Origin of the sequence: Xenorhabdus indica (assembly GCF_014467235.1) — a bacterium.
Lineage (GTDB): Bacteria > Pseudomonadota > Gammaproteobacteria > Enterobacterales > Enterobacteriaceae > Xenorhabdus > Xenorhabdus indica.
In genome coordinates this window covers 143,129-166,305 of sequence record NZ_NKHP01000002.1, presented here as the reverse complement: position 1 = coordinate 166,305, position 23,177 = coordinate 143,129, and the positions used below count along the sequence as shown (strand labels likewise).

Annotated in this window: 20 protein-coding genes; 12 read left to right on the top strand and 8 right to left on the bottom strand. The window is 41.3% G+C overall.

The genetic code is table 11. The features are described from left to right. Positions 1–9: 9 nt before the first annotated feature. From Xind_RS02400 to Xind_RS02385, 4 genes are all read right to left on the bottom strand, one after another. Positions 10–1,707 carry an ABC transporter ATP-binding protein gene (locus tag Xind_RS02400; RefSeq protein WP_047679404.1) on the bottom strand — a complete coding sequence of 566 codons (1,698 nt, stop codon included), beginning with the start codon at positions 1,705–1,707 and terminating at the stop codon, positions 10–12. Between the two features lie 316 nt (positions 1,708–2,023). Beyond that, on the bottom strand, positions 2,024–2,950 hold the full coding sequence (locus tag Xind_RS02395; RefSeq protein ID WP_047679406.1) for a dimethylarginine dimethylaminohydrolase family protein: 927 nt from the start codon (positions 2,948–2,950) through the stop codon (positions 2,024–2,026). A gap of 48 nt (positions 2,951–2,998) precedes the next feature. Then, positions 2,999–3,724 (bottom strand): phosphatidylserine decarboxylase, encoded by a 726-nt coding sequence (locus tag Xind_RS02390; protein ID WP_052189396.1) that lies wholly within the window; start codon positions 3,722–3,724, stop codon positions 2,999–3,001. A gap of 572 nt (positions 3,725–4,296) precedes the next feature. Next, complete coding sequence (locus Xind_RS02385) at positions 4,297–5,988, bottom strand: cholesterol oxidase substrate-binding domain-containing protein (protein ID WP_187649391.1); 1,692 nt, start codon at positions 5,986–5,988, stop codon at positions 4,297–4,299. A 341-nt stretch (positions 5,989–6,329) separates the two neighbouring features. Here Xind_RS02385 and syd point away from each other — a divergent pair, with 341 nt between their 5' ends. The 4 genes from syd to Xind_RS02365 all read left to right on the top strand — a co-directional run bounded on the left by syd (position 6,330) and on the right by Xind_RS02365 (position 9,099). Then, a complete protein-coding gene (gene syd / locus Xind_RS02380; protein WP_187649390.1) occupies positions 6,330–6,881 on the top strand; it encodes a SecY-interacting protein in 552 nt (183 codons plus the stop codon). Positions 6,882–7,453: 572 nt separating this feature from the next. Continuing rightward, positions 7,454–7,804 (top strand): YqcC family protein, encoded by a 351-nt coding sequence (locus Xind_RS02375; RefSeq protein WP_047679419.1) that lies wholly within the window; start codon positions 7,454–7,456, stop codon positions 7,802–7,804. A 5-nt stretch (positions 7,805–7,809) separates the two neighbouring features. Further along, on the top strand, positions 7,810–8,571 hold the full coding sequence (truC, locus tag Xind_RS02370; protein WP_047679421.1) for a tRNA pseudouridine(65) synthase TruC: 762 nt from the start codon (positions 7,810–7,812) through the stop codon (positions 8,569–8,571). 81 nt (positions 8,572–8,652) lie between these two features. Further along, positions 8,653–9,099, top strand: a complete 447-nt coding sequence (locus Xind_RS02365; RefSeq protein ID WP_047679423.1) for a flavodoxin — start codon at positions 8,653–8,655, stop codon at positions 9,097–9,099. Positions 9,100–9,185: 86 nt separating this feature from the next. Here Xind_RS02365 and Xind_RS02360 read toward each other — a convergent pair whose 3' ends face one another. The 4 genes from Xind_RS02360 to map form a co-directional block, all read right to left on the bottom strand. After that, the gene (locus Xind_RS02360; protein WP_047679425.1) at positions 9,186–9,572 is read right to left on the bottom strand and encodes a DUF3461 family protein; all 387 of its coding nucleotides are present in this window, start codon (positions 9,570–9,572) and stop codon (positions 9,186–9,188) included. 76 nt (positions 9,573–9,648) lie between these two features. After that, positions 9,649–10,473, bottom strand: a complete 825-nt coding sequence (gene dapD / locus Xind_RS02355) for a 2,3,4,5-tetrahydropyridine-2,6-dicarboxylate N-succinyltransferase (protein ID WP_420856059.1) — start codon at positions 10,471–10,473, stop codon at positions 9,649–9,651. Between the two features lie 63 nt (positions 10,474–10,536). Next, positions 10,537–13,191: a bifunctional uridylyltransferase/uridylyl-removing protein GlnD gene (gene glnD, locus Xind_RS02350; RefSeq protein ID WP_187649388.1), complete on the bottom strand. Its 2,655-nt coding sequence runs from the start codon at positions 13,189–13,191 to the stop codon at positions 10,537–10,539. Positions 13,192–13,969: 778 nt separating this feature from the next. Beyond that, positions 13,970–14,767, bottom strand: a complete 798-nt coding sequence (gene map, locus Xind_RS02345) for a type I methionyl aminopeptidase (protein ID WP_047679433.1) — start codon at positions 14,765–14,767, stop codon at positions 13,970–13,972. A gap of 402 nt (positions 14,768–15,169) precedes the next feature. Here map and rpsB point away from each other — a divergent pair, with 402 nt between their 5' ends. From rpsB to rseP, 8 genes are all read left to right on the top strand, one after another. Then, a complete protein-coding gene (rpsB, locus tag Xind_RS02340; RefSeq protein ID WP_047679435.1) occupies positions 15,170–15,895 on the top strand; it encodes a 30S ribosomal protein S2 in 726 nt (241 codons plus the stop codon). A 162-nt stretch (positions 15,896–16,057) separates the two neighbouring features. Next, a complete protein-coding gene (tsf, locus tag Xind_RS02335; protein ID WP_047679437.1) occupies positions 16,058–16,915 on the top strand; it encodes a translation elongation factor Ts in 858 nt (285 codons plus the stop codon). A gap of 140 nt (positions 16,916–17,055) precedes the next feature. Then, entirely contained in the window at positions 17,056–17,784 is a 729-nt protein-coding gene (gene pyrH / locus Xind_RS02330) for a UMP kinase (protein WP_047679439.1), read from the top strand. A gap of 161 nt (positions 17,785–17,945) precedes the next feature. Further along, a complete protein-coding gene (frr, locus tag Xind_RS02325) occupies positions 17,946–18,503 on the top strand; it encodes a ribosome recycling factor (RefSeq protein ID WP_047679441.1) in 558 nt (185 codons plus the stop codon). A 169-nt stretch (positions 18,504–18,672) separates the two neighbouring features. Next, positions 18,673–19,869: a 1-deoxy-D-xylulose-5-phosphate reductoisomerase gene (gene ispC / locus Xind_RS02320; protein ID WP_187649387.1), complete on the top strand. Its 1,197-nt coding sequence runs from the start codon at positions 18,673–18,675 to the stop codon at positions 19,867–19,869. A gap of 374 nt (positions 19,870–20,243) precedes the next feature. Next, positions 20,244–20,936 (top strand): polyprenyl diphosphate synthase, encoded by a 693-nt coding sequence (gene uppS, locus Xind_RS02315; protein WP_222941703.1) that lies wholly within the window; start codon positions 20,244–20,246, stop codon positions 20,934–20,936. 9 nt (positions 20,937–20,945) lie between these two features. Further along, complete coding sequence (gene cdsA, locus Xind_RS02310; protein ID WP_047679446.1) at positions 20,946–21,809, top strand: phosphatidate cytidylyltransferase; 864 nt, start codon at positions 20,946–20,948, stop codon at positions 21,807–21,809. 10 nt (positions 21,810–21,819) lie between these two features. Continuing rightward, the gene (gene rseP / locus Xind_RS02305; RefSeq protein WP_047679447.1) at positions 21,820–23,172 is read left to right on the top strand and encodes a sigma E protease regulator RseP; all 1,353 of its coding nucleotides are present in this window, start codon (positions 21,820–21,822) and stop codon (positions 23,170–23,172) included. Positions 23,173–23,177: the final 5 nt, after the last annotated feature.

Genomic DNA, 23,177 nt, shown 5'->3' with positions numbered 1-23,177 from the left:
TATCAAAAATCAGTTTGTTCTTGGTTGTTCCATATATTCCTGAAGAGAACCATCAAAGGCAATTCTCCCTTTATCGACTTTGATAACCCGCTCTGCAAGTCTAAAGACACGTGGATCATGGCTTATCATGAGCACTGTTTTACCATGAACGATATTATTCAGTGCTTCTGCAAAGTTATTTATCTTACTATTGTCCAGATAAGTGGTCGGTTCATCAAAGAGCAGTATTTCCGGCGTCTTAAGGTACAGACGTGCTAAACCAACGACTTGCCTTTCTCCACCTGACAAGGAAGAGCCTTTTTCATCAATGTGTGAATCCAGACCATCTTTCAGTTTACCTAATAGTTCACTGCCACCCGCTTTAATTAACGCAGAAATCATATCTTCTCTGGTTGATTCTGTATTGGCGATGTGCAGATTATCGTATAACGTGCCTTTTATAATCTGAGTCTGTTGTGACATCACGCCAAATTTTTGCAACCAACGCTGATTATCGGGGTTATCCAGAACTTCACCAAAAATTGAAACATAACCGTCAGTTAATGGGGTTAAACCAGTTACAATATCAAATATCGTACTTTTACCCTGACCGTTATCACCAACAATAAGGATACGTTCACCTTTTTGTATAGAGATGTTCATATCTCTGAACAAAGTATCTCTGTCATTATAGGAAAACGTATTGATGTTGATATCAATAGCATCAGGACTGTAATTGCCTGCTGATTTATTGTGTTTTTTGGGAATTGGCTTATAAGAACCTAACAATTCGAAAACCCTGTCTAACAGCGACTTGAGTGAAGCAAATTTATTTAAGTGATTGCTGTATCTCTTAATCGAATCAGACATTAATTGCTCGTAGGTAAAAGCAGCAACAAAGTTACCGGGATTGATTGTTCCATCCATCAATAACAAGCCACCATACCAAAGCACGGCAATTGTTGATGCTAACTGTGCAAAAAAGCCAAGCGGAACAGATAAGGACATAAATAACCCTGTAATCCTCTCGACGTTTTTTACTTTAGTATTGGCATCATTAATTCTCTTTTTTTCTGACTCTTCAGAATTAAAAATTTTGACAGACTTGATCCAGGAAAGAGACTCTTGTATCACTCCGGTTAATCGTGAGTTATAGATTTGTAAAATTCTTTCATAAACTGCGACTCGATTAGTGATTGGTTTGCTAATCAAGGTGGTCAGACAAACCATCATAAACGCCAAAATGGCTAATTTAATATCAATCAGAGCCATGGCAATAAATGGACCAATTATAGATAGCGTATCATAGAGAAATTCGCTATATAAATCTCTGACCCTATCCGATACGAGATAAGTATCGTTTTTTATTCTGAATGCCAGATTAGCTGAATGAAATTTTCTGGTTATATGGTAGGGGAAAGAGAGGAAAGAATCGACCAGCGATTTCCTCATATTATAACTCAGTTCTGACGCATTAATTGTCTGCATCCAGATAATAATAGCGTGACTAATAACAATTAATAATGATACTCCAATTAGAGAAGCAATTAATTGGTTAAATGAGAAGGAGAGAATCAACTTGTCCTTCAACAAGGTATTAACTAATTCCTGTACAAGAAATGGAAATACCACCTCAGCTAAAGCTGCCACTATAGTAAAAACAATAGCCAGCACTAATGCTGTTTTTTGTTTCCGTATAAAAGAGTAAAGGAATGTAATATATTTCATATACTGATCACTGTTAAGTTATCAATTTAACTAGTATAGATAACATGTTAAAGCTTTCCATCCTATAAAAAGGCAGCCGACTCCATCCCTGGAATATACCCGTTGTCTTTCAAATTGCAGTTTGAAATCCATTGGGTATATATATCCTATAAAATACAGGCGGTTTTAAAAATCATCATGGTGCCATCTATAATGGATTAAGAACCCAATAAGCACGAGCATAATATAAACCAAAGATACTATTTATATTGTAATTAACTCAATAACTATGAGTGAAAACGATGTGATCAATATTATCGCTTTGTTTATCACAATATTATATTACCTGTATTTTGTGAGAATATCTATTTAAATGCATAACCATGCAGGAAAGTAGCGCGCCGCTCTTCATATATTCAGATAAGTTGAATAGTTTTGGCGTTAATGCCAGTTTGGAACAGATTTTTTCCAATTCATGGTTTTTGTTCATTTCATAGATATAATCCTCCGTACCTGCTTTCAGGTCGTTGATATTGGATGAACAGAGAACATACTGATTAACTCTGACAGAGTTACAGATACCACTGTAAGCGATATCTTTACTGATGCTGATAATGTTAGTAACTTTTTCCAGTTCTTTCAGTTCGTCACTGCTGAACCCATCGGTATATACGAGAGTATTTTCTTTATCCAGAGAGAAGATACTGCAATCCAGGTGGTAAAGATAAGGATCTCTTTCTTCAACTTTCACGATATTAAGACCGAATTTCTCTTCCATCCAGTCGAAAGTTCTGATGTCACTTCTGATGCCATAACCGCCGACCAATACATTGTCATGCAGATATTTTAACTCAGCTTCACCCTCAAAAAAGTAAGGCGCAACTTCAGTTTTATAGCCTAATGATTCAAAGAAACGCACCCCAATAGGTGTTTCTGATCTTCTGATTTCTGATGCAAAATTGGCAACTATTGCGGTTGGATCTTCGTCACCAACAATAATTCCCAAGTTGGCAACGTATACTTGATCTTGCAGCTCTTGATGAGTGTCAGATGGCAGTAAATAAACCAATGATTGTGATGACATAAAGCTGTACAGCTTATAAAACTGTCTTAATGCGACATTACTGTTAACAGTAATAGCGGATTCATCAAGTTCCTCCATCCAAATATTATTTCTTACGTTGGTATTTAATGAAAATGGAGGAGCCAATAAAAAGGCTGGCATTTTTAAATCAGAAATGATATTGGGAGAATTCTTTAACATCTTAAAACCTCAAATCTAGTTTATATTATTCGTTTATAGAGAGTTTATTTATAGAGAGTTGTCATTGATTCTGACTAACTTAGTCATGCCACCCGTGACATGTTCTTTTTCAGTCACTAATGAGGTTAATTCATCATCATCAGTAACAGGGATGACTAAGTCAACTTGTGAGCCATACCGAATCATTGAGAATCTATCCCCCTGATATACTGGCTTATGTTGCTGTATATGGAATGGTGTGATTGTATCAACATCATAATCACCAACCTGAACCATATAGTATTCTCTATTAATGCCAGGGGAATAGACTTTATTGACGACTCGCTGATTCAGAGATAAATAATCGTCATAAACTAACTCAATATTCTCTTTATAAAAAATATTATTCTCTACATCAATCATTGGTAGATTGTTTGTTTCTAGAGGTTCATGTTCCGAGTAACTAAGGATGCCATCATAGGGAACTCTATTAATATGTACGTCATAGCATGTCATAAAGATACCAATGACAAGTGAACGCTTATCATAATGTTTATCTCTGATAATATCCTGAATGCTGTATTTTTTCCCTTTTACTTCGGTAATCGCCTCATCCGGGTTTATTATTCCGCTATAAATAACGAACCCATCAGCAGGGGATAAAAAATACCTGTCATCTGTATTAATTGTTCTCGCAGGATCCCTGAAAAAACCTTCTTGAAAATAGGTTTCATGCGGGATATCAGGTAGCCCATTAAATATCGATTTAATGGCTTCTGTCATTTTGTTATTCATTATTACCTTCTAAAAAAATGTTCATCAACTGGAACATGAAACAGAGAAAAAGCAACATAATGTAAACATTTACAGCGAGATATATTACAGCCTATTATTAATGATTCAATTTTATTTTATTTGGGGGTATCATTATTTTTTGTTGGTCAGTAAACACAATTTCACCTAAGTTATCTGGAACGTTAGATTGCTAGCTAAATCTAAATATTTTAATAATATAAATTATGGTCGTTAAGGTAGTTTATTATATATATCTGTCAGTGACATTTATCACAAATTCAGCAAAAAATTTAAATAATCTGTTTATAATAGGAACAAATTTATTTTTTATCCCTCATTGCCCGATAATTAAAACAATTTAATTCATATCGTTATACATATAATTAACCATTTCATACATTGGAAATAATTGTATATTGTTACTTTATCATTTTGTTATTACTACAGATGTTTAATTTTATTTAGCTGGAGAAATTTCTTGTATCACGCAAGTTGCAGAACAAAGTCCACAACTTGAACAACGAAAAGAATATAGCTATAACATTTAATGTTACTTGACTAAATATAATTTTTTATTTATCGGAAAGTAACTTTTCTAACAATGGTGATCTGAACAAACCATAGGGGTCAAATTTTTTTAATGTGTTGACAGTTGAATGCCAGTGAGTATCAGTGGGTAATCCATCAGTAAACGAAGCAGGAATTTTCTTGGTTAATACATCTTCGTCATCCCATGCTGCATTTTTGCTGTATGCCCAGCCTTTACTCCATTCGACACGAATAGATGCGTAAGAACCGTCAAACTCCTGAAACAACCATTGTTCAAGTCTGTTATAAAAATCAGCGGCATATTTCGTTCCCGGCAGGGTTAAAACATCAAACCAAATAGCAACATCCCATTCTGGATGATCCTGGCGTGGGCGGATCGCAGATAAACTTGGCACAACAGCATCTTTTTGTACTACCTCAGAAGGCGTATCCAGTCCTGAAACCCGGATCTCGATTGGCCCGTTGACAGGATATTTTCCATGTCTCTCATATTCTTTTATCAACGTCTTCCATTGTGAGTAAAAAAGGTTGAGGACTTTCTGAATATTATCTCGACGGGTTAATATTGCGTAACCATTTGCAGTAACACGTAATGTAGTCGGCTTGACATAGAGTAATAAGTTTTTGCTCCAACCCCAGAGGTCGGCTCCCCCAGTTAAAAAATAACTGGCCATGATAAAATATTGGCCTGCCCCAAATGCCGGCGTGATATTTGGGAGGTTATGGGTTAGATTTTTGATTAAATCAGATAGCTGAATGGGAATATTATCGGAAAATGGATAATTGTACGGTTGTGTAACCTGAACGCTGGAAAGAGGTTTTTCAGGTGAAACACTCCATACCTTTAACCAAGGATGAATTGTAAATGGAAATAAAATGGCTTCAGCACGGCCACTTTTATCAAGGAAGTGGCTGAAAGTTCTTTTATTTTTTGCGTCTTGTACGGGAGCAAATAATTCTGCTGCCGGAATATTAATAATACTTTCACACCGAAAACGTTGGTTTTTTCCTGCCTGAAGCTCGACATTTAAAATCAGAGAACACCCTAAGTGAACAAGAAGAGGCGCACAATTCGGATCATTTCGTTTAAAACGCTTAATGACATATTGTGCCTTTTTTTCATCCCACACTACAGCAGACAAAGACAGTATAGCGTTGCTGAGTGAACCATAACTGTGACCTGGCTGCGATTTTTCATTAAGTGCTTTTATCCCTGTTCCATGGCCTCCTATCGCCAGTACTCCCCCCAATGTTAAATCACCTGGTGCAGGGATAGCTGTAAAGCCTATTTCTTGTTCTTCCATTTTTGTTGTAAGTGTCTCCATCAATACGCCAGTTTGCGCGGTAACAATTGAATATTGAGGAAGGTGCTTAATACTTATTTGTGTAAAATGTTGTGTGAGATCGATGAGTATAATGCGGTTGTTATTTTGATCCTTCGGTGGAATGATCAGGGGAGACCAGTTATGTGATTCACCCACAACTCTCAGTTTATAATTTTGTTTCCAGGCCCAATTGACGACAGAAATAACATCTTTGTCAGAATCAGGTATACAGCATGGAATATTCTCTGCATGAATTTCTTCTGACCAATTGGTAAAACGGCGATACGTTAGTTTTATATTTTTAGGGAAATTAATTAAACTGTGTTTTTCCTTAATGTCAGTATATTCTTTATGTAGTTCACGATCTTTTTTATTTTCTGTATTCATCATGTTATTGACCTATTTTATCTAAATAAGATCACCATTCTAATTTCATGTTTTTAATATGAATATACTGTGATGTTATTTTTTATATTAATATCATGTTTATTTTATTGCTTGCAGACGTTTTTTATTGACTATTCCCAATAAATCTAAATCGAGTGCAAAAGATAGGTTACTTGAAGGGAATTAATTCTCTTTGTAACTATAAATAGTATCATTTTTCATACTATTACTTTATGGACGTGATGCCGCCAGAAATCTATTGGGTATAGTTGTTATTTCGTTGAAAAACGTATAGGAATAAGTAAAACAGTAATATTGGACTGAAAAATGGAAGAAATAATCATATGACCTTCAAAGTAACAGAGGCACTTTCTGACTTTACCAAACGCTATGTTGAACTGTGGCAGAAAGAAACAGGATTACCGCCCGCCAGCAGCGAGCTGTATGGTGTACCTTCACCTTGTATCGAACGGACGGGAGATAGTGTAGTGCACTGGTTCCCCAAACCGTTTTCTGTCCGGGAAAAACTCAGTAAGGTAGAAAATGCGCTGGAGATCCGTTTGCAAGACTCAATCCATGATTACTATGTCACGCAGTTTGCTGGTGATATGACTGTCAATTTTGAGGGGCAATTTCTCAATTTGATTCAGGTATGGAGTGAAGATGATTTCATCCGATTGCAGGAAAATCTGATAGGTCATCTTGTGACGCAGAAACGGCTGAAACTTCCACCTACGGCATTTATCGGAACAACGGATACAGAGATGCAACTGGTTTCTGTATGTAATCTGACAGGACAGGTGATACTTGAACAGTTTGGCAGCCATGAACGAACCATCTTATCTGCTGATTTAGCGACCTTTCTTTCTACTATCAGTCCTGTGACAGTTTTGTAGATGCAGATATCGGTTTAATCTTTTGTGAGATATATCTTACGTGGAATGTAAGATATATCTCATAATCATATAATGAATATCTTTGATAAATATTATTTTTATTTTATATCAATAATATGCAAATTATTATCACGATATCTTTCTTACAATGTAGTTCTTCTGCCGATTCAGATAGCTTGTTTCAACCTACCGAATAATAGATCCTTTTGTTGTTCCGTTTGGAATCATAGCAAAAAAATCATTAAGGAATCGAACCATCAGGAAGGTGGCTCAGGGACGAAAAGGTATAGGCAGGTTTGCCGAATATTACCAGTATAATGATCTTTTAAGGAATAACTGACAGGGACGTATTTTATCAGGGAATGAGCAGGAAGCGATCAATTTAGCAGGACTGCTATGACAAATCAAATAAGAGGGGGAGATTTTGTCTCCCCTCTTATTTTGTGACACTTTATCTTGTCACAAATTTTCCGCTGAAATCGAACAATGGTATTCTTACGGTCTAATGACGTGATGGCAACTTCTGTCATCAGAACATCAGTCATCAGCACAACTAAGATAAGATAAAAACCATGAGTATCGAGAAACAAATTCTACATAAATTACAGCTTATTGAAGCCACTATGAAAACCGTTGGTTTATGGCAGAGCTATCCTCCTAAAGCAGAAGCGTTCGAGAGCACAGAACCTTTTTCAATTGATACTATGGCTGCTGAAGAGTGGCTCCAGTGGGTGCTTATTCCGAGAATGTGCGCTCTGATTGAACAGAAAGCTTGTCTACCGACGGCGTTTGTTATCGCTCCTTATTTTGAAGAGGTCTATAAGGAAGAAACAAAACATTATTTGCCGTTGCTTGAGCACCTGCGCGAATTGGACAAGCTGTTTGTACAGGGACATTTTACCCAGAATAGCGACACGGAATAGTTAATATGCTGGAGATTATTTATCAGGATGAACATATTGTTGCTGTGAATAAACCTGCGGGCTGGTTGGTTCATCGTAGTTGGTTGGCTCGTCATGAAACCGTGTTTGTCATGCAGACATTACGTGATCAACTTGGGCAGCATGTTTTTCCTGTTCATCGGTTGGATAGACCGACATCGGGCGTTTTGTTGATGGGGCTGTCAAGCGAAGTGGCAAGAACACTTTCTCAACAATTCGAATACCAGCAGATGCAAAAAACCTATCATGCTGTTGTGCGTGGTTATGTCGAAGGCGAAGATATTATTGACTACGCATTAATGGAAGAATTGGATAAAATTGCGGATAAGTTCGCTGATACGGATAGGGAAGCACAATCAGCCATTACTCATTACCGTGTATTAGCGAAAGTTGAATGTCCGGTTGAAATTGGGCGTTATCCGACATCACGGTTTAGCTTGTTGGAACTGAAGCCCAAAACTGGCCGTAAGCATCAGTTGCGGCGGCATATGGCGCATATCCGTCATCCCATCATCGGGGATACTACACACGGGGATTTGCGCCAAAATCGAGGAGTTGCTAAATATTATCAAACGGGCAGATTAATGCTGCATGCAAGCCATCTTCAGTTTCAGCATCCGGTGACAGGAGAAAACTTGTTGTTGGCTGCCCGATGGGATTCACCGTGGCAGCATTTGCTTGAGCAATTTGGCTGGCAAGGTATTGTGCCAGAATTGGAATGTCCACGCCCGATAACTTTCGAGTTGTAGCCAAAAAATAGCAGCTTGAAACATAAAGGGGCCAACCCCTCACGAATAAAAGCAGTATCAAACATTAAAGAGATCATATCTATGGCAAAGATTGGTATTTTCGTTGGTACAGTTTATGGTAATGCGCTAGCGGTTGCGGAAGAAGCGCAGCAAGTTCTTGAACAGCAAGGACATGAGATCGAGGTCTTTGAAGATGCGACTCTGGAACAATGGCAAGTGTATTTGCGGCAGGTTGTTCTGGTGGTGACATCAACGACCGGACAAGGTGATCTGCCTGATAATATTCAACTGCTTTATACCGAGTTGAGTGATAAATTGGGCTATCAGCCTGATTTACGTTATGGCCTAATTGCATTGGGTGACAGTAGTTATGATACATTTTGCGGAGGCGGTCATGCCTTTGATGAACTGTTACAAGAACAGGGCGCTAAACGGATCGGAGAGGTTTTGCTGATCGATGCCGCTGAAGTGGTCGAGCCGGAAGTCTTTGCCCAGGATTGGGTTGAGGAGTGGGGAACCCTGCTATAGGATTTCTGTCACACCGCTTATACCCTTTATTTTGATCAGGTCAATTTACGAAGAGGAATAAGCGGTGTATGACACGGCTGATATCGTTACTTACGAGTCAATTTTTCCAAATCCGCTTCGATTTCTGCAATCTTATTGGCAACAACATGCTCAAGGTGACGTAAGTCATCCAGAATTTTGTGTTTCAAATCCACTTCTGACTGATCATGTTTACAGATTTGATCCAACTCTTCAAGCACATAACGCAGATTAGTGTTGATCTCTTTGACTTCTTTGTAACCTTGCCCTGAATTATTGTCAGATACCGTTTTCAGTTGGCGTGGGTATTTGAATTTAACGCTTTTGGCAAAAAATTCGCCCTTATCCTTACGAAAATAAATCTTAAGAATGTCGTTATTCGCTTCCTGACGGAGGCTATAGCGATCAATATCTTCAGGATGTGTGATCCCCAAACTCTTCAAGTTATCGTACATAGCGTGTCACCTAGTCACCTAAATGAAATGGAAGATATCAAAAAAACAGCAAATTTTTTATCTGCTATTAAAAGAATCAGTCTATTGTGCGTAGCAATTCATTAATGCCAACCTTGCCGCGAGTTTTAGCATCCACTTTCTTCACAATAACAGCGCAATACAGACTGTAGCTGCCATCTTTGGAAGGTAAGTTGCCGGATACGACGACAGATCCTGCGGGTACACGGCCGTAGTGGATTTCGCCAGTTTCACGATCATAGATCTTGGTGCTTTGACCGATGTAAACACCCATTGAGATCACGGAACCTTCTTCCACGATAACCCCTTCTACGATTTCAGAACGGGCCCCGATAAAGCAGTTGTCTTCAATAATGGTTGGGTTGGCTTGCAATGGTTCCAGAACACCACCAATACCAACGCCACCAGACAAATGAACGTTTTTACCGATTTGGGCACAGGAGCCGACAGTTGCCCAAGTGTCTACCATTGTACCTTCATCCACATAGGCACCGAGGTTGACGTAAGATGGCATTAACACTGTATTACGTGCAATATATGCTCCCTGACGGACTGCCGCAGGAGGCACGACACGGAAACCTTCTTTTTCGAAACGAGCCTGATCATAATCAGCAAATTTCATAGGCACTTTGTCAAAATAGCGGCTTTCAGCTCCTTCCATAACTTGGTTGTTATTAATACGGAAAGAGAGCAATACTGCTTTTTTCAGCCATTGATGTGTGAACCATTCACCTGCGATTTTTTCAGCGACACGTAGTTCACCGCTGTCCAGCATTTGAATCACTTGATTGACGGCGTTACGAGTTGCTTCGTTAACAGTTGCAGGTGAGATATCGGCACGGTTTTCAAATGCATTTTCAATAATGGCCATTAATTCGGTCATGGATTGTAATTGCTGCATTGGTATGGGGTCCCTCATATTTAGTCAAATATTGGTTAGTTAAGGTTATACTTTATCCTTGGTGTTAAGGGCTTCTGTCAACCTTTCTGATAATTCCTCTCTGATTTTTTTATCCAGTGCCTGGTGATCTTTGTCCGCCAGTACAAAAAGATCTTCCACGCGCTCACCGATGGTTGTGATGCGGGCACCATGCAGGGAAACCCCTAATTCAGCGAAAATACTGCCAACCCGTGCCAACAGCCCTGGTTGATCCAACGCAACCAGTTCCATGTAACTACGGCGGGGATTTTGTGTCGGTAAAAAATTCACGTTAGGCGGAACATCAAAATGACGTAACTTAGCGGGTAAATTACGTGTCTTAGGGGCTTTGGGATGAGGTGCATTAATGGCTTTGAGTAAAGCCCGGCGAATGGGGTCATGACGATCTGGTGCCAGTGAGTGATCATTCGGATCCAATATGACAAAGGTATCCATCGCCATTTCATCCCGATTGGTAAAGATCTGGGCATTATGGACGCTTAAGTTGCGTCGATCTAACTCTCCAACAACAGCAGCGAAAAGAGAAGGCCGATCCTGACACCAGATGAAAATTTCCGTTCCGCCATGAGAAAATGAAGTACTGATTAATACCATTGGTTCCGGTGATTGATGGTTAACCAGATAGCTGGCGTGCCAGGCTAATTGATCCGGTGTATGACGCAAAAAATAATCTGCATGGCAGCGACTCCAAATAGAGTGTAGCTTTTGTTCGTCAATATTCTCCTGTCGCAGCAGAGCCAGTGCCTGCAAGCGGTTGTGACGGATATGATCACGTAAATCAGGTGTATTTTGTACTCCCTTGAGTAACTGAGTTTCGGTAGCAAAGTAGAGTTCACGCAGCAGGCTCTGTTTCCAATTATTCCATAGTTTGGTATTTGTGGCGCAGATGTCTGCAACGGTCAGGCAGAGCAAATAATTCAGGCGATTTTGATTTTTGACCTGACAGGCGAATTGCTGGATGACTTCGGGATCTTGGATGTCCCGACGTTGTGCAGTGACTGACATCAGTAAATGATAGTGAACGAGCCACTCTATTAATTCTGCTTCACGATTTGTCAGCCCGTGTTGTATGGCAAAGGTGAACGCATCTTTGGCACCCAGTGCGGAGTGATCGCCGTTACGTCCTTTGGCGATATCATGGAAAAAAGCAGCCAGTCGCAACAATTCAGGTTGTGGAATACGAGGATAAAGTTCGACACATACGGGGTGGAGCATGCGGTTATTTTCATCAGCAAAGCTTTCCAGCTTCTGCAATACCCGGATAGTATGTTCGTCAACGGTATAAGCATGGAACAAGTCAAACTGCATTTGACCGACAATATTATTCCAAAGTGGCGTATAGGCGCTTAAAACACTATGGCGATGCATTGGAAGCAAAGCGCTTTTGACCGCATGAGGATGGCGCAGGATCTCCATAAACATTTTTCGGGCCTCAGGCAGCTTACACAAAGGCTGACTGAGATTTCTGCGGGCATAGCGAAGTTGGCGCAATGTCGTGGAGTAGATCCCAGTGATCTCCTGATGAACAGCCATGTGATAAAACATTTTCAGAATTGAGGCAGGCTCACGGCTAAACAGTGTGTCATCAATAACATCAATAAGTTCTCCCCGTAGCTGAAATGCATCATTCAGAGCGCGTGGCTTTTCGTCAGGCTGTAGTGTCAGAATGGCTTCATCAAAGAGTTGCAGTAGCATCTCATTCAGCTCAGTGACACGACGTGTCATGCGGTAGAAATCCTTCATCATCTGCTCGACGGGTTGATTGCGTTCGCCTTCATAACCGAGTAGCCGGGCTACGCTAAACTGACGCTCAAACAGCAGCCGATTGTCATAACGGGTAACAGCCAGATGGAGAGCAAAACGGATATGCCAGAGAAAATTCTGGCATTCGTTTAATTCATTACGCTCCTCGCGGGTCAGAAAGCCAAAATCGACCATTTCATCTAAAGATGTTGCCCCGAAATGGCGATGAGCAACCCAAAGTAAAGTATGAATATCACGCAATCCCCCAGGGCTACTTTTGATATCGGGTTCCAGATTGTAGCTGGTGCTGTGATAGCGTTGATGACGTTTTTTCTGTTCGGTCAGTTTGGCAGCAAAAAATTGGGCTGATGGCCAGAAATCATCACTGAAAACTTGCTTCTGCAAGCGCAGGAACAGCGGTAAGTCACCACAAATTAAACGGGATTCGATCAGATTTGTGGCGATTGTCAGATCAGCAAGTCCTTTTTCAATGCACTCTTCGAATGTTCTGACACTGTGGCCGACTTCCAGGTGAATATCCCAGAGCAGCGTAATAAATTGCCCGATACGGGTTGATTGTTCTTCAGTCAGTGGATGTTCGCTCAGAACCAGAAGGTCAATATCAGAAAGAGGGTGCAACTCCCGTCGGCCATAACCACCGACCGCAATCAGGGAAAGTGAATCTATCTGATCAAACCCTTGTTGCTGCCATAACCGTACCAGAAGTCTGTCAATATAATCACTGCGGGTATAAATCAATGCTGTCGGGGAAATGCCAGCTTTGAATGCTTGCTCAAGCCACAATTGAAACTCATCAATATGTTGTTTCAGCGCGGGACACCGAAGGTCATCATGGGAAAATTCCACCGGAGACAGAGGAGGAATGGGGGCGTGCGCAAAAGCAATATCAACTGGCATATTCAGAAACCTATGATAAGAAAACTGTGGGATGAACAGGTGTTAGTGGTCGATGATGAAGCCTTGATGGGGACAGTTTATGTACAAGGGCTGCATTTATCAATATGCTATTCAGCAATCACCTGATAATTTTATGAAATACCAGACTCATATAAAATATTCAATGTGTGGTCAAGAATATCATTATTCAGATGCCCCACGTCCAATTAAACATTCAATCAGTTTATATCTGAAAAAACCGTCAATCTCATCGTCACAATAAATACGCAAAATATGTAAAAATTCATACTATTTTAAATTAGGGTTATATCTTCTTAAGAAGAGAATTAGATTTTTGTTTTTTAAGATTCCTATGTGAAATTAGTTTTTTCTCAATTATTTTTTGATACACCGAATTGGTATGAAGATTCAGTAAGAATTTGGGAAGAAAAAACTCTCAATCTGATGAGGTATCATATTTTAATTCTCTTGAGAAAATATAATGGAGATAGAAAAATATATAGCCAATAAATACAACAAACATATTATAGATAATGTGGAAAAATAGAGTGAAGTTCTTTTGTGAATGAATTAAAATTTAACTTTATGTAACTCAATTAATCTATTAAACCGTAAGATACTTGGCTAGGCATATAGATTATGCTCTTTGATATTTCCATGAAGAGAAAGCGGCCATATTATATTTAAGGAAGATTGACGTTTTGAATCGATGAGTTATTTAAGCCCAATTCGATATTGGGCTTTTAAAGTCTGGTTTTGCTTATTTGCGTAGTTATGGTTATATATTAACCAATTTGGCTGAAATATGTGGCTCTTCTTCTTTGCGCCATGTCATGATTTCACAACCATTGTCGGTAACGACAATGGTATGTTCATATTGCGCAGACCAGCCACGATCTTTAGTTTTGACTGTCCAGCCATCTTTCATGGTACGGATACGAAAATCGCCGGTATTAACCATAGGTTCAATAGTGAAGGCCATGCCTTTTTGCAGAATAACGCCACCGTCATCAGCATCGTAATGAAGCACGTGAGGTTCTTCATGGAAACCCCTGCCAATACCGTGACCACAATATTCGCGAACTACAGAGTAATTGTGATTTTCCACGTATTGCTGAATGGCTTTGCCGATGCTGCGCAGACGGATACCCGGTTTAACCATTCTCAGAGCAAGGTACAGGCTCTCCTGAGTGATACGGCACAGGCGTTCGCCCTGAATAGTGGGTGTACCGACAATAAACATTTTAGAGGTATCGCCGTGAAATTCATTTTTAATCACAGTCACATCAATGTTAACGATATCGCCTTCTTTCAGTACCTTGTCATCGCTTGGAATACCGTGGCAAACCACGTCATTGACAGAGATACAGACGGATTTAGGAAAACCGTGATAACCCAGACAGGCAGAAATGGCCTGCTGTTTATTCGTGATGTATTCGTGGCAAATGCGATCAAGTTCACCCGTGGTTACGCCAGCCTTAACGTGCGGTTCGATCATCTCCAGAACCTCGGCCGCCAGACGCCCGGCAACGCGCATTTTCTGAATATCTTCGTCTGTTTTGATAGTAATAGCCATGAAATCAGTCCATCAGAATCGGGGAGTTACCGATTCTTTGATATTAATTAAGGAAGAAATGATGATGGTAATGGTATCAGCCCACTGTATATCTAACAATAACTGCTGATCGCCAAGACTAGCAGAAAGCTGTAACAAATGTTGGTGTATGGGGGCGGTTTATGGTATAAAGCGCGCCGGTATTCTGTGTAATTGTTTCCTATAGCAGAAGTAATATTACAGAAATGCTGAATAAACTCATTTGTGTAAATAACACACACGGATCGGCACATACACCGGGGTGCTCTCATGTGGCTAATTCGTATGAATATCTTTCATATGGTATGAATAGCACACAGTTAAAGAGTCGGTGTCATGGGATCTGTGGAGGCATAACCCCAATTAACTTTATAGAGGTCTAAAATGGCAACTGTTTCCATGCGCGATATGCTGCAAGCGGGCGTTCACTTCGGTCACCAGACTCGTTACTGGAACCCAAAAATGAAACCCTTCATCTTTGGTGCTCGTAACAAAGTTCATATCATCAACCTGGAAAAAACTGTTCCAATGTTCAATGGTGCTTTGGCAGAATTGAACAAAATTGCTTCCCGTAAAGGCAAGATTCTGTTTGTTGGCACCAAGCGTGCTGCAAGCGAAGCAGTAAAAGAAGCAGCACTGAGCTGTGACCAATACTTTGTTAACCACCGTTGGTTAGGTGGTATGCTGACCAACTGGAAAACTGTTCGTCAGTCAATCAAGCGTCTGAAAGATCTGGAAGTTCAATCTCAGGACGGTACTTTTGACAAGCTGACCAAGAAAGAAGCGCTGATGCGTTCTCGTGAACTTGGCAAGCTGGAAAACAGCCTGGGCGGTATCAAAGACATGGGCGGCCTGCCTGATGCTCTGTTTGTTATCGATGCTGAACACGAACACATTGCTATCAAAGAAGCAAACAACCTGGGTATCCCAGTATTTGCTGTTGTTGATACTAACTCTGATCCAGACGGTGTTGATTTCATCATCCCTGGTAACGACGATGCAATCCGTGCAGTAAAACTGTACTTGAACGCTGCGGCTACTGCTGTTCGTGAAGGCCGTTCACAAGATCTGGCTGTTCAGGCTGAAGAAGGTCTTGTAGACGCTGAATAATAAGGCATGCTCGTTCTTGAGCCCCTTATTGACCAGGTATTGAAATATATTGGTTAGGGGGCCTGTTATGGCCCCCTTTACTTATCTGATATAGAACTATTATCTGATAACTTTCCCCGCGGAATCTTATCTTCCCGCGAGACACATCGAGGAATAAAACAAATGGCTGACATTACCGCTGCTCTGGTAAAAGAACTGCGTGAGCGTACTGGCGCAGGCATGATGGAATGTAAAAAAGCACTGGTTGAAGCAAATGGTGATATCGAGTTGGCTATCGATAACATGCGTAAATCAGGTCAGGCAAAAGCAGCTAAAAAAGCAGGCCGTGTTGCGGCTGAAGGCGTTATCCTGGTTGAAGTTTCATCTGATGCTAAATTCGCAGGTATCGTTGAACTGAACTGTGAAACCGACTTCGTTGCTAAAGATTCAGGCTTCCTGGCATTCGGTAAAGAAGTGATTGCTTCTGTTATGGCTGATAAAAACGCTGACATTGATGCACTGAAAGCTAAATTCGAAGAACAGCGCACTACTCTGGTCGCGAAAATCGGTGAAAATATCAACATCCGTCGCGTTGCTATTCTGGAAGGTGAAGCGGTAGGTTCTTACCTGCACGGTGCTCGTATCGGCGTTCTGGTTGCTGCTGAAGGCGCAAACGAAGAGCTGATCAAACACATCGCAATGCACGTTGCTGCAAGCAAACCAGAATATGTAAACCCAACTGACGTTCCTGCTGACGTTGTTGAGCGTGAGCATCAGATCCAGCTAGACATCGCAATGCAGTCTGGCAAGCCACGCGAAATCGCAGAGAAAATGGTTTCTGGCCGTATGAACAAATTCACCGGCGAAATCTCTCTGACTGGTCAGAACTTCGTGATGGACCCAAGCAAAACTGTTGGTGCTCTGCTGAAAGAAAACAATGCTAAAGTTATCGACTTTATTCGCTTCGAAGTGGGCGAAGGCATTGAGAAAGTTGAAGCTGATTTCGCAGCAGAAGTTGCTGCAATGAGCAAACAGTCTTAATTGTTTAAACGGAGCCGCCGATTGGCGGTTCTGTTTTATTTAAAGATGAATTTTACATCTGGCTGCATAGCGTGGATGTGTAGTCATTGAATAAACCGTAGTAATCCCCAATAATCTTTATCTGCTTAGGACTGAACACCATGGCAACCAATGCAAAACCCGTATATCAGAGAATCCTGCTTAAGCTCAGTGGAGAAGCCCTGCAAGGCGCAGAAGGTTTTGGTATCGATGCCAGCGTCTTAGACCGCATGGCTCAGGAAATCAAAGAACTGGTTGAGTTGGGTATTCAGGTCGGTGTCGTTATTGGCGGAGGTAACCTGTTTCGTGGAGCCGGGTTGGCTGAAGCAGGAATGAACCGTGTAGTCGGCGATCACATGGGCATGTTGGCGACTGTGATGAACGGTCTGGCGATGCGTGATGCCTTACATCGCGCCTATGTGAACGCCCGTTTGATGTCCGCTATCCCGCTGAATGGCGTATGTGACAACTATAGTTGGGCTGAAGCTATCAGCTTACTGCGTCACGGTCGTGTTGTTATTTTCTCGGCAGGTACTGGCAACCCGTTCTTTACGACAGATTCCGCGGCTTGCTTGCGTGGCATTGAAATTGAAGCGGATGTTGTGTTAAAAGCAACCAAAGTTGACGGGGTCTATTCTGCTGATCCTACAAAAGATCCTGAAGCGGTTCTCTATAATAAGCTGGCTTATCAGGAAGTCTTGGAGCGTGAATTGAAAGTCATGGATCTTGCCGCCTTTACGCTGGCCCGTGACCATAACCTGCCAATTCGTGTTTTTAATATGAACAAACCAGGCGCACTTCGTCGTGTTGTCATGGGGGAAAGTGAAGGTACGTTGATTTCTCACGGCTGATTTATCACGATCGGATTTATCACTTCCCGTATTCAGAGACATTGGTGAAATTTGACGGTATGATCAGTGTCCTGATGTGCCGAATTTAATGACACAGGGCCATAGAATATCATGTTAATATTTATGGTCTAGAACATAACCAGCTCCCAAGGGTTTATAACGTGATTAATGAAATCAAAAAAGACGCACAAGACCGCATGGAAAAAAGCGTCGAAGCACTGAAAAACCAAATCAGCAAGGTGCGTACTGGCCGTGCTTCTCCTAGCCTGTTGGATGGTATCAGCGTTGAATATTACGGCGCGGCAACGCCATTGCGTCAGATCGCGAACGTTGTTGCCGAAGATGCACGTACTTTAGCGATCACGGTATTTGATCGTTCTATGACCGCAGCTGTTGAAAAAGCGATTATGGCTTCTGATCTGGGGTTAAACCCATCTTCCGCTGGAACTATCATTCGCGTCCCTCTGCCACCACTGACTGAAGAGCGTCGTAAGGATTTGATCAAGGTCGTTCGTGGTGATGCAGAACAAGGCCGTGTGTCCATTCGTAATATACGCCGTGATGCTAACGATAAGGTTAAAGCACTGCTGAAAGATAAAGAAATTAGTGAAGATGAAGAACGTCGTTCACAGGACGACATTCAGAAACTGACTGATAGTTTCATCAAAAAGATTGATGAAGCGTTGGCAAATAAAGAAGCTGAGTTGATGGATTTCTAATTGCCACTTCTCGAATCAACGCCGCAGCCCTGCGGCGTTGATCTTATTATTTAAATATTATTAATATTTTCCATTTCGTATCACATTTCTTTCTCAAGCAATGGACATGGCGATCAGGACAGATCAAACTATTGCGATTTTATGTTAGTAGAATACTTAGAGTATAAAAATGAAACGCTTAACTATCCTCGGTTCAACGGGGTCCGTCGGGAAAAGTACACTCTCAGTTGTCAGAAATAACCCAGACAAATTCCGAGTTGTGGCACTTATTGCCGGGAAAAATAGCGAACTCATGGCACAACAATGTCTGGAGTTTCGGCCTCTATATGCCGCAATGGCAGATGAAAATTCAGCAACAAAATTGCGGAGTTTATTGCAGGAACAAGGCAGCCAAATCGAAGTCCTGTCTGGAAAAGATGCCATTTGTGATTTAGCAGCACTGGAAGATGTCGATCAAGTCATGTCTGCTATTGTTGGTGTCGCTGGATTATTGCCAACACTGGCCGCGATTCGCAAGGGTAAGCAAGTTCTACTCGCTAACAAAGAATCTCTTATTACTAGTGGCCGCCTGTTTATGGAGGCGGTTAGCCAATATAAAGCGCAATTATTGCCAATTGATAGCGAACATAATGCTATTTTCCAAAGTTTGCCTGAATCAGTGCAACATAACCTCGGCACTGCAAATTTAAAAGATCATGGTATCTCCAGCATTATTTTGACGGGCTCCGGTGGGCCATTCCGCAAAACCTCCTTGGATAAATTACCCTATGTCACACCTGATGAGGCCTGTGCTCACCCCATCTGGTCAATGGGGCGTAAAATTTCCGTTGACTCTGCAACAATGATGAATAAAGGGTTGGAATATATTGAAGCCCGTAATCTGTTTAATGCTTCTGCTGATGAAATGGAAGTACTGTTGCATCCGCAATCAGTGATCCACTCAATGGTTCGTTACCATGATGGCAGTATCATTGCGCAATTGGGAACACAGGATATGTGTACTCCGATAGCTTATGGCATGGCCTATCCTAATCGCATTATATCCGGTGCGAAACCACTGGATTTTACTGAACTCAGTACACTCACTTTTGAAGTGTTGGACTATCGCCGCTACCCATGCCTTAAATTGGCAATTGATGCATGTCATGAAGGACAGGCTGCAACAACAGCATTGAATGCAGCTAATGAAGAAACCGTTAGTGCTTTTTTACAGAATAGAATTTGTTTTACTGATATTGCTATGGTGAATCGGCAGGTAGTTGAAAAATTAAATTTATCTGAACCTCAAAGCATCGAAGAGGTCTTAGAAATCGATAATATAGCGAGAACTTTAGCGAAAGAGGAAATCAAAGCCTTTGCTAAATAGCGAATTTTGCTGATAAGTATATGTTTGTTTGCGTTTGGTCAAATGATATAGTTCGCAGGTAAATCATAGTTGTTATAATAACCAGTTTGATATTTGGCATACGTTTTTGTGGGCGTATATACCCAATAGATTCTGAGTTGTTGCACAGTCAACAACGAAAGAAACAGCTTAAGAGATTAAGGGTATATCAGAGATAAAGGCTTTCATTCGGGTTTATGCCAGAAATAGCCGTGGTGATCATTAACACGGCTTTTTCATGTGTGAAAGTTCTTGAAGCACAAGAAGTCAGCTTAGTTATTTAAGGATTAGTTTGAGTGATATCGCCTAGTGATTGTGGCTCATCGCTAACGTTACCCAGACATGTTGCTATCATTATGGATGGTAATGGTCGCTGGGCAAAAAAGCGTGGGAAATTAAGAGTTTTTGGTCATCGTGCTGGAATTAAAGCTGTACGAAGCGCTGTGAGCTTTTCGGTTAAGAATAATATCGAATCACTGACATTATATGCTTTCAGTAGTGAAAACTGGAATCGTCCACAACAAGAAGTCAGTTCATTGATGGAACTGTTTGTTTTTGCCCTTGATAATGAAGTGAAGAGCTTACATAAGCACAATGTGAAATTATCTGTTATTGGTGATATCAGTCGGTTTAGCCCACGGTTACAGGAACGTATCGGCCGTTCAGTGGAATTGACGGCGGACAATACCGGATTGCAGCTTAATATCGCCGCCAATTATGGAGGCCGTTGGGATTTGGTTCAGAGTGTTAAGCAGATTGCTGAGAAAGTCAGAGTAAATCAGCTTCATCCTGAGGAAATTACCGAAGCAACAGTCAGTAGTTTCATGAATTTGAGTCAACAGCCTGAAGTTGATTTAGTGATCAGGACAGGAGGTGAACATCGTATCAGTAATTTCCTGTTATGGCAGATCGCTTATGCAGAATTATATTTTACCGATATACTTTGGCCTGATTTTGATGAAACAGCTTTTGAAGGTGCTATTCATGCCTTTGCCAAACGAGAACGCCGATTTGGCGGAACACCAGACGATGCCGAAGTGGGATCATAGGAGGAGAACTTGCTGAAGTACCGTCTTTTAACTACGTTAGTATTAATTCCACTTGTTATTGCAGCTCTGTTTTTACTTCCCCCCTCAGGATTTGGGTTGGTTGTTATTGCAGTTTCAGCACTTGCTGCATGGGAATGGGGGCAATTTGCCGGATTATTGACACAGACTAAACGTGTTACTCTGGCAGTGTTGTGTACTGTGGGGTTGCTGGTCTTGCAATACTCTTTGGCAGATCTTACTCACCTTATTGAAAAACCACAAATTGTATATCTATTGTGGGCAGGAATGCTCTGGTGGGCTGCGGCTATTTTATTAGTGATTGCTTACCCTGCTTCAGCTTCTATTTGGAAATCCTCCGTTACACTGCGTATGTCATTTGGTTTTCTGACAATTGTGCCATTTTATTGTGGAATGATGGTGTTGCGTACCCAAGGATATGAAAATAATACTTATCACGGTGCGTGGTGGCTGTTGTATGTGATGTTACTGGTGTGGGCCGCTGATTCGGGGGCTTACATTTTCGGGCGTACATTAGGTAAACATAAAATGGCACCTAAGGTGTCTCCGGGCAAAACGCTTGAAGGGCTGGCTGGTGGATTGTTGACTGCTGCGTTTATATCATGGCTGTTCAGTAAATTTGCCCCAATGCCTGTTATGCCTGAGAACTTATTGTTGATTTCCGCCGTTGTTGTTATTGCATCTGTTTTCGGTGACCTCACCGAAAGTATGTTCAAGCGAGAATCAGGAATTAAAGACAGCAGTCAGTTGATCCCAGGACATGGAGGTGTGATGGATAGGGTAGATAGTTTGACTGCGGCGGTTCCTGTTTTTGCAGGACTGGTAATGTTAATTTCTTCTGGCTTTGGTCTCTGAAGGTACATTAATGGATATTCTCTGGAATCTGGCTGCATTTATTGTTGCATTGGGTGTGCTTATCACAGTGCATGAGTTTGGTCACTTTTGGGTGGCCAGACGATGTGGTATTTACGTTGAGCGTTTTTCCATTGGGTTTGGTAAAGCACTTTGGCGTCGTACAGATAAACAGGGAACCGAATACGTTATTGCCCTTATTCCTTTGGGCGGATACGTCAAAATGCTTGATGAAAGGGTTGAAACTGTTGCTCCTGAACGTCGTCATATGGCATTCAACAACAAGACCATCGGTCAGCGTGCGGCAGTTGTCAGCGCAGGCCCAATCGCAAACTTTATTCTGGCTGTTGTCGCTTATTGGTTGGTTTTTGTGATTGGTGTGCCTTCGGTACGCCCAGTGGTTTTGGATATTAAACCCGATTCTATAGCGGCGCAGGCAAATATTTTGCCCGGAATGGAACTAAAAGCGGTTGATGGTATCGAAACTCCTGATTGGAACTCAGCAAGGCTGGCGTTAGTGAGTCAAGTTGGTGAATCCTCCGTTGAGGTGAGTGTAGCACCAATGGACTCTTCTGATGCTATTCAAAAAACACTGGATTTGCGACATTGGGCATTTGATCCATCCAAACAGGATATCTTGCTATCTTTAGGAATTATGCCTGTTATTCCACATCCCAGTTCTCAGGTGGATAAAATCCATCCTGGTTCGGCAGCCGAAAAAGCGGGTTTACAAAATGGGGACAGGATCGTTAAAGTCAATGATCAGGATATAGATGTTTGGCACAGTTTTGCATCTTATGTCAGGAAAAATCCAAATATTTCTCTAAAATTAGACGTTGCGAGAGCTGGCAGCATGATCACTTTATCATTGACTCCAACTGCTAAAAAGCTTTCCGATGGACGTGAAATAGGTTTTGCTGGTATCGAATTTAAAATCATTCCCCTGGCAGATGAATACAAAACAGTTCAACAATATGGGCCATTCTATGCTTTTTATGAGGCAGGGGATAAAACCTGGCAATTGATGAAGCTGACCGTCAATATGATTGGCAAATTGATTGTTGGAGATGTAAAACTCAATAACCTTAGCGGCCCTATTTCCATAGCCAAGGGAGCTGGTGTATCGGCTGATTCTGGCTTGGTGTATTATTTGATGTTTTTGGCGCTAATCAGCGTCAATCTTGGGATCATTAACTTGTTCCCATTACCTGTACTAGATGGTGGACACCTGCTTTTCCTTGCTATCGAGAAAATCAAGGGAGGGCCGGTCTCCGAGCGTGTACAAGACTTCAGTTATCGCATTGGTGCTATATTGCTGGTGTTATTAATGGGGCTTGCACTTTTCAATGATTTCTCCCGCTTTTAAGGTGG